Origin of the sequence: Leucobacter tardus, from assembly GCF_017583045.1 — a bacterium.
Lineage (GTDB): Bacteria > Actinomycetota > Actinomycetes > Actinomycetales > Microbacteriaceae > Leucobacter > Leucobacter tardus.
Map to the genome: position 1 here is coordinate 176,108 of NZ_JAGFBF010000006.1, position 8,044 is coordinate 184,151.

At 67.8% G+C, this 8,044-nt stretch carries 7 protein-coding genes; 4 read left to right on the forward strand and 3 right to left on the reverse strand.

Annotated features, from left to right (window positions below):
• Positions 1-11: 11 nt before the first annotated feature.
• Together J4H85_RS13800 and J4H85_RS13805 are read right to left on the reverse strand one after the other, a co-directional pair.
• Positions 12-767 (reverse strand): MIP/aquaporin family protein, encoded by a 756-nt coding sequence (locus tag J4H85_RS13800; protein WP_208240803.1) that lies wholly within the window; start codon positions 765-767, stop codon positions 12-14.
• Positions 768-918: 151 nt separating this feature from the next.
• On the reverse strand, positions 919-2,643 hold the full coding sequence (locus J4H85_RS13805) for a glycerol-3-phosphate dehydrogenase/oxidase (RefSeq protein ID WP_208240805.1): 1,725 nt from the start codon (positions 2,641-2,643) through the stop codon (positions 919-921).
• A 126-nt stretch (positions 2,644-2,769) separates the two neighbouring features.
• Here J4H85_RS13805 and J4H85_RS13810 point away from each other — a divergent pair, with 126 nt between their 5' ends.
• Positions 2,770-3,780: a sugar-binding transcriptional regulator gene (locus J4H85_RS13810; RefSeq protein WP_243893844.1), complete on the forward strand. Its 1,011-nt coding sequence runs from the start codon at positions 2,770-2,772 to the stop codon at positions 3,778-3,780.
• Here the strand turns inward: J4H85_RS13810 and glf are convergent.
• The gene (glf, locus tag J4H85_RS13815) at positions 3,764-4,903 is read right to left on the reverse strand and encodes a UDP-galactopyranose mutase (protein WP_208240807.1); all 1,140 of its coding nucleotides are present in this window, start codon (positions 4,901-4,903) and stop codon (positions 3,764-3,766) included. The two genes, J4H85_RS13810 and glf, sit on opposite strands and share 17 nt — an antisense overlap.
• 104 nt (positions 4,904-5,007) lie before the next feature.
• Between glf and J4H85_RS13820 the strand changes: the two genes are divergently transcribed.
• From J4H85_RS13820 to J4H85_RS13830, 3 genes are read left to right on the forward strand one after another with little or no spacing between them, the layout of a single operon-like run.
• Positions 5,008-6,615: a class I SAM-dependent methyltransferase gene (locus tag J4H85_RS13820; RefSeq protein WP_208240809.1), complete on the forward strand. Its 1,608-nt coding sequence runs from the start codon at positions 5,008-5,010 to the stop codon at positions 6,613-6,615.
• On the forward strand, positions 6,612-6,830 hold the full coding sequence (locus J4H85_RS13825) for a DUF6752 domain-containing protein (RefSeq protein ID WP_208240811.1): 219 nt from the start codon (positions 6,612-6,614) through the stop codon (positions 6,828-6,830). The genes J4H85_RS13820 and J4H85_RS13825 overlap by 4 nt, the downstream gene beginning before the upstream one ends.
• Complete coding sequence (locus J4H85_RS13830; RefSeq protein WP_208240813.1) at positions 6,830-7,816, forward strand: glycosyltransferase family 2 protein; 987 nt, start codon at positions 6,830-6,832, stop codon at positions 7,814-7,816. The genes J4H85_RS13825 and J4H85_RS13830 overlap by 1 nt, the downstream gene beginning before the upstream one ends.
• Positions 7,817-8,044: the final 228 nt, after the last annotated feature.

An 8,044-nucleotide genomic window follows, 5' to 3' on the forward strand; every position in this document is an offset into this window, starting at 1 on the left:
CGTTGGATGGGTTAGGCGCCGAGTCCCAGCGCGAGCGGTGCGGCGAGGGCTGCGAGCACGCCGCCGACCATGGGGCCGACGACCGGAACCCAGGCGTAGCTCCAGTCGCTGGAGCCCTTGCCCTTGATCGGGAGGATCGCGTGCGCGATGCGCGGGCCGAGGTCGCGCGCCGGGTTGATGGCGTAGCCGGTGGGGCCGCCGAGCGACGCGCCGATGCCGACGACGAGCAGGGCGACGGGCAGAGCCGTCAGCGGTCCGAGGCCTCCGGGGATTCCGACGTTCACATCGCCGTAGTCGGCGAACGCCAGGATGATGAACACCAGCGCGAAGGTGCCGATGATCTCGGTCACGAGGTTCGAGCCGGTGCTGCGGATGGCCGGACCGGTCGAGAACACGCCGAGCTTGGCGGCGGGATCGGGCTCCTCGTCGAAGTGCTTGCGGTACGCGAGCCAGGCGAGGATCGCGCCCACGATGCCGCCGAGCAGCTGCGCGGGGAGCGCGACGAAGAACATCGACGCATCGATGGTGCCCTGCACGAGCAGGCCGATCGAGACGGCTGGGTTGATCATGGCACCGGAGTACGCGGAGGCCATGACGCCGACGAAGACGGCGATGCCCCACCCCCAGTTGACCATCAGCGTGCCGCCGCCCAGACCCTTCGACTTCGCGAGGGAGACGTTGGCGACGACGCCGCAGCCGAACAGCAGCAGGAACGTCGTTCCCGCGAACTCGGAGAGGAAGTACAACCCGAGATTGACATCATTCATGTCTTCATTGACCTTTCATCCGCGCACCGCCGTGGTGCAGGTGTCGTGCGCACCGCCGTGGTGCGTCTGATGGTGTCGACGGCCGAGCCGTCGAGCAGTGAGCGACTCGGAACGAGCGACGGGTGCGTCGCTCTCCCCGCCCGTGTCGCGGTCAGCCGAGTGGCGCCACCCCTTCCTTTCCGAGCTCGACGCGATGGGCGGAGCGGAGCAGGTCCACCGCCCGATCGACTTCGTGGGATCGGCGCTCCTCGTCCCAGCCGAGCGCGGGGGCGATCGCCGCGGCGGCGCCCTCCAGGCTCTCCCGGGTGAGACCGCCGACGAATGCGAGCGAGGTGCGTCGCAGCAGCAGGTCGTCGAGGTGGACGATCTGCTCATCGGCGGCGAGATGCGCGAGCTCCTCGACCGAGTACCCCGGAACTCCCGGAATCTTGGTGGGCTCGGCCGGCAGCGCCGCGAGCAGCTCGGTGGCGCGAGTGCCGTACCGCTCGAGCAGGCGGTCGACGAATTCCGGATCGCGTCCGTCTCCGTTCGCGGCGATCCACGCGGCGCGGGCTGAGTCGGTCTGCGGGAAGTCGCGGCCGCCACCGATCGGCGTGTCCGCGGTGCTCCGCTGACGCTCGCGCCCCATCAGGGAGAGCGCACGATCGGAGAGGTTCGCGGCGAGGGCGCGGAACGTGGTCCACTTGCCGCCGACGAGGCTGAGGTGCGGTGTGCCGCCGAGGTCGGACTCGACGATCCGGTAATCGCGCGAGACGAAGCCCGGCGCCGTGTCGTCGTGCTTCGGCAGCGGCCTGATGCCCGAGAAGGTGTAGACGATCTGCGAGCGGTCGACCGCGATACGGGGGAACACGTGGCCGATGAGGTCGAAGAAGTACTCGATCTCGTCGTCGGTGCAGACCACGGGCTGCGACGGATCGGCGTCGATGTCGGTGGTGCCGACCATGACCCGGTCCTTGAGCGGGTAGATGAGCACGATGCGGCCGTCCGAGTGCTCGAAGAAGATCTCCCGGCCACGCGTCGCGGCGAGCATCTCGGGGTTGTCGAGCACGATGTGCGACCCTTTGGTGCCGCCCATGTAGGTGGTCTGCTCGCCGAGTGCGGCGTTCGTGATGTCGGTCCACGGGCCGCTGGCGTTGACGACGACGCGCGCCGCGAAGTCGAACTCGTCGCCCGTCGTCTCGTCACGCAGACGGACCTGCCCGGCTTCGCTGCCGACCGCGGAGACGTAGTTGGCCGCACGTGCACGACCACCCGCTGCTCCGGCGGCGACCCCGTCGAACAGGACGTCGAGGGCGAGCCGCTCGGGGTCGTGCATCGAGGCGTCGTAGTACGTCGCGGTGTACTTCACGTCGGTGTTCATCTGCGGGAACTCGGCGAGCGACCGACGGTGTCCGACGAACCGGTGCCGCGGCACCTGACCGCCGCCGCGCGAGAAGGTGTCGTAGATCATCAGGCCGACCTTGATGAGCGCGGCACCGCGCTCGTTCGGCTTGCCGCGACCGTGGGTGATGAGCAGCCGCGCCGGTGCCGAGAGGATGCCGGAGAGCGTCTTGAAGATCGGGATCGTGGTCTTCAACGGGCGCACGTAGTGCGGAGCGGTGCGCAGCAGACGGTTCCGCTCCGTGACCGATTCGCGCACGAGGCGGAACTCGCCGTTCTCGAGGTAGCGGACGCCGCCGTGGACCATGTGACTCGACGCGGACGACGCCCCGGAGACGTAGTCGCCCCGCTCGACGAGGGCGACGTCGACGCCCTGCAGTGCCAGATCGCGGAACGTCGCGATGCCGTTGATCCCGCCTCCGATCACCAGCACGTCGGCTACCGGGCGCTCGCGGAGCTCGGCGACGGAGGGGCGGGGGGCGGGCGTGTGCGACACGGTATGCGACCTTTCATCGGCGGTGAGATCTCCACTGTGGACCTCTCACGCAAGGAAGTTCAAACGAACTGCACAAACGTGCAGTTTGGCGTATGCTGCGGGTGTCGAACGGGATTGGAGGCACCCATGGCGAGCACCGCGCGACCGCGGAGGTCGGAGGGATCCGGCTCGCGCGAGCAGCGCGCCCTGACCGCTGCGCAGCTCTACTACGTGCAGAACATGGGCATGGATGCCATCGCGACGGAGATGCGCGTCTCCCGCTCATCCGTCTCTCGACTGCTCACGCTCGCACGCGACACCGGGCTCGTCGAGATCACGGTGCACTCCCCGCGCGCCGCGCGCAGCGACATGGAGGAGGAGTTCTCGCGCCGGTTCGGTGTGACGGCGCACATCGTGCCCGCCCCCGAGCGCGCCACGGACCTCGAGCGACTCGAGCGCACCGCCAGGGTCGCGGCGCGGCTCGTCAGCAGCTCGGCCGACTCGAAACTCACCATCGGCGTGGCCTGGGGGGCGACGGTATCGGCGATCGCCCGCAATCTGCCGCGCAAGACCGTGCACGACGCCCACGTCGTGCAGATGAACGGCGCCGTCAACCCGCAGACCGCTGGCGTCACCTACGCCGGTGAGCTCCTCGGTCGATTCGGTCGCGCGTTCAACGCTGCGGTGCACCCGTTCCCCGTGCCGGCGCTCTTCGACAACCCGGACACGAAGCGCGCGATGTGGCGCGAGCGGTCCGTACGACGCGTACTCGACCTGCAGCGCGGCGCGGGCCTGCTCGTGTTCGGCCTCGGGTCCCCGCGCGCCGAGGTGGCCTCCCACATCTACTCGGGCGGCTACCTCGACGAGCACGACCTCGCAGCGGTCGCGGACTCAGGCGTCGTGGGAGACTGCGCCACCGTCTTCTACCGCCGAGACGGCTCCGACGACGGCATCTCCCTCAACGAGCGGTCGAGCGGGCCGCCCCTGGATCAGGTGCGGCACATCCCGCACCGGCTCTGCGTGGTCTCGGGCACCTCGAAGCGCGACACGCTGCTCGGGTCACTCGCGGCCGGACTCGCGACCGAGCTCGTGCTCGACGAGCCCCTGGCCCGCGAGGCACTGGACCACGTGGGGGATCCGGTCAGAGGGTCTCACTGAGCTTGTTGTTCCACATGGTGAGCGCCGATCCGATCGCCATGTGCATGTCGAGGTACTGGTAGGTGCCGAGACGACCGCCGAAGAGCACGCCGCTCTCGTTCTCGGTGAGCTGGCGGTACGCGAGCAGTCGCTCGCGGTCCTCCGGCGTGTTGACGGGGTAGTACGGCTCGTCGTCGCGGTTGGCGAACCGCGAGAACTCGCGCATGATGACCGTCCGGTCCTTCGGGTAGTCGCGCTCGGGGTGGAAGTGGCGGAACTCGTGGATGCGCGTGTACGGCACGTCCGATCCGGCATAGTTCATGACGCTGGTGCCCTGGAAGTCTCCGGTCGGCAGCACCTCCTGCTCGAAATCGAGCGTGCGCCACCCCAGCTCTCCCTCGGCGTAGTCGAAGTAGCGATCGACCGGCCCCGTGTAGACGACGGGGACGGTGCCGACGACGGCGTCCTTGTTGAGCGGCTGCGTGGTGTCGAAGAAGTCGGTGTCGAGGCGGACCTCGATGTTCGGGTGGTCGGCCATGTTCTCGAGCCAGGCCGTGTACCCCTCCGTCGGAAGCCCCTCGTGGGTGTCGTTGAAGTAGTGGTTGTCGTACGTGTAGCGCACGGGAAGGCGGCTGATCACCTCGGCCGGCAGCTCCGTGGTCGGGGTCTGCCACTGCTTCGCCGTGTAGTCGCGGATGAACGCCTCGTAGAGCGGGCGGCCGATGAGCGAGATGCCCTTCTCCTCGAGATTCTGCGCCTGCTTGGCGTCGAACTCCTCCGCCTGCTCGGCGATGAGGGCGCGGGCCTCGTCCGGGCCGTATGCCGCCCGGAAGAACTGGTTGATGGTGCCCAGGTTGATGGGCAGCGGGTAGACCTCGCCGCGATAGTTCGAGTAGACCTTGTGCTGGTAGTTCGTGAAGCTCGTGAACCGGTTCACGTACTCCCACACGGTCTCGTTCGAGGTGTGGAAGAGGTGGGCCCCGTAGCGGTGCACCTCGATGCCGGTCTCGGGCTCGGCCTCGGAGTAGGCGTTGCCGCCGATGTGGGATCGCCGATCGATCACGACGACCTTCTTGCCCGCGCTCGCCGCGCGCTCGGCGATCGTGAGACCGAAGAAACCAGAGCCGACTACCAGAAGATCCATGCGCACCAGTCTATGAGGCGCGACGCCTATTTGAAGACAGAGGCTTCAGCACACATCGGAGCGGCTTCAGGGACCGCCCCTTCGCCCGTGAGACTATAGGGCTCATGTCGTTCGCTGTCAGTACCACGGGTGTGGCTCTGCCGCCCCTCGCCGACGACGTTCGCTCCGTCGACGTCTATTTCGGCGACGATCGCGTCTGGTCGATCGATCTGCACGTGCTGCCCGACCGGCGCGCGCCCGAGATCCGCTGGCCTGCCGCGCTGCGGCCCTCCCTGCGGGGCGCCACCCGCGTCGACCTGCGCGACTCGGCGAGCGGCACTTTGATCGCCGGCACCGAGGCACGGTTCACCGATGACGACACGATCACCCGGGTCGTGGACGAGGACGGCGTTCCGCTGGCGATCAACAAGTGGGGGCGGCTGGGCAAGACGCTCGAGGCCGGCAACCCCGGCGTGCAGGAGCGCATCCTCGACCGCACCACCGAGGTCATCGCCCGCCTCGACGACATGGGCCTGCGCCCGTTCATCGTCGGCGGCACGCTGCTCGGCGCGGTCAGGGACCAGGCGCTCCTCCCCCACGACGACGACGCCGATGTGGCCTACCTGTCGGCGCACACGAATCCCGCCGACGTGGCACGGGAAGGGTTCGCCGTCGGGCGCGCCCTGGAATCCCTCGGCTACGAACTCGTGCGGCACAGCGCCACCCACATGCAGCTCTACTTCCGCACTCCCACGGGCGCGCTCGACCACTACGTCGACGTGTTCTCCGCATTCTTCACCGCGGACGGGCAGATCAACCAGCCCTTCCACGTGCGCGGCGAGATGCGCGAGGACCAGATGCTGCCGTTCGGGACGGTCACGATCCAGGGACGCCCGTTCCCGGCCCCCGCGGACCCCGAGCACTGGCTCGTCATCAACTACGACGAGCACTGGCGCACACCGATTCCCGGCTACCGTCTCGAGACGCCGCGGCCGACGATCCGCCGCTTTCAGAACTGGTTCGGTTCGTTCCACCGCTCGCGCGACTTCTGGAACGACTTCTTTCGTTCGCGCAGTGGCGATGAGACCCGGGCAACCGACGGCGCGCACGACGGACCCTGGAGTTCGGGCGCCCGGTGGGTGCTGCGGGAGTCGAACCGCCTGACCGCCCCGGCACTGGTCGACCTCGGCAGCGGTGACGGACGGCTCTCCGCGCAGTTGGCGAACTCGGGATCCGCGTCGGCGCACCGACGCGTGGTCGCTGCCGACTACTCGGCCTACGCCCGGGCGGCGGCCGACGCTTCGGGAGCCCCGCTCAGCACGGCGCACGTGAACCTCGCACGCGTCTCCGCGCTCTCGCTGCCGCTCGACGCGGGGATCGATGGCGCGTTCGACCTGGTGGCCAACCATCTGCTCGATCACCTCGGGCCGCACGTGCGTCTCCAGGCGCTGCGCCTCATCCGCATGTCGCTCCGCTCGGGAGGGACGGCGATCGCCACGCTCTTCAGCACCCGCGATCAGACCGACGGACCACCCGAACTCGTGAACCCCGGCATCGCGCCGGACGATCTCGCCGCCGAAGCCGCCGCGTTCGATCTCGGCGTCGAGATCGTTCCGCTCAGACCGACGAGCGCCGACTGGCATCGCGCACCCTACGGGGTACGCTTCACGCAGCAGCCGGGCGCCGCACCGACCGCATCGACCACACTGACCGCATCGAGGGGAACACGATGAAACAGAGGATCAAGCGTGTACTGCGCGAGCGCCTGCCGCTCGCATCGGCAGGCGCGCTCCGCGAAGTCAACGCCCGCGTCGAGGCGCTGGAGCGCGAGCTCGACGAGTACCGCCGCGACAGCCTGCGCGTCGCCGAGCTGATCGATCTCGTCGAGACGAAGCTGACGCCCGGTGTCACCGCGAGTCACGACTCTTCCGACCAGAAAGGCAAATGATGGCCGAATCTTACGACGAGGAACGCCCGAGCACGCGGCCCGTGCCGATCGTTACCGAACCGCACGCCTCCGCTCAGAAGGGGACGGTCGCCGCCGTTATCGTGACGTTCAATCGGCTACCGAAATTGCCGAAGACCCTCGAAACCGTGCTGGGCCAGACCTACGCGTGCGACCGCGTCGTCGTCGTCAACAACAACTCGACCGACGGCACGCGCGAGTACCTCGACGGCCTCAACGACGAGCGTCTCGACATCCTTCATCTCGACGAGAACCTCGGCGGTGCCGGCGGGTTCGAGCACGGCATGGCGCGCGGTTATAACCTTGGCGCCGACTTCGTGTGGGTCATGGACGACGACTGCTACCCCGAACCCGACGCCCTCGAGATCCTACTTGATCAGCGCGAAGAGGCCTCGCAGGCGCTTGGACGTGAGGTGCCGTTCGCCTGCTCGCTCGTGAAGTTCACTGACGGATCCCTTTGCGAGATGAATAACCCGATCACCACCTGGGACTGGCCGCGCGCCTACCTCACCGGCCTCAACTCGATGCTCATCACCGAGTGCACGTTCGTCTCCGTACTCGTGCCCCGGTGGGCAATCGCGGAGCACGGTCTCCCCCTCGGCGAGTACTTCATCTGGTTCGACGACAAGGAGTACACGAAACGGCTACTTCGCGAATATGGGTCGGGCATTATCGCGATGGACAGCGTTGTGATCCACGACATGGGCGTGAACGCGGGTGTGAACTACCGTCATGTCGATGAATCCAACATATGGAAGTTCGAGAAGGGCACCCGCAACCAGGCGTCCTACCGCTTACGCAATCAAGGTCGCGTCTCATACCTGATGTACTGTCGAAGGATCTTTCTGGAGATGCGCGAAGGACATGTCGCCAAACCGATTAAGAAGCGCATGTATCAGGCGTTGAAGACGGCTCGGACGTTCAATCCCCAGCCGCGGTTCCCGGACAACCCGAAGTACCGCAGGTAGGGATCGCGCATCGGTGCGGGATCGGATGGCCGCTCGGCCCGCCGATCCCGCACCGATTCAGCTTCCGGCGCCGATCACGATACGGGGGACGCCGGTCCACTGCGCGGGGTCGGTCGCGTTGCGACCGTCGGCGAAGAGCTTGATGCCCGGGAAGTCGGCGGGGCCGAGGTCGCGGTACTCCGCGTGGTCGGCCTGCAGGATCACGACGTCGGCGGGGTCGCCGATCGC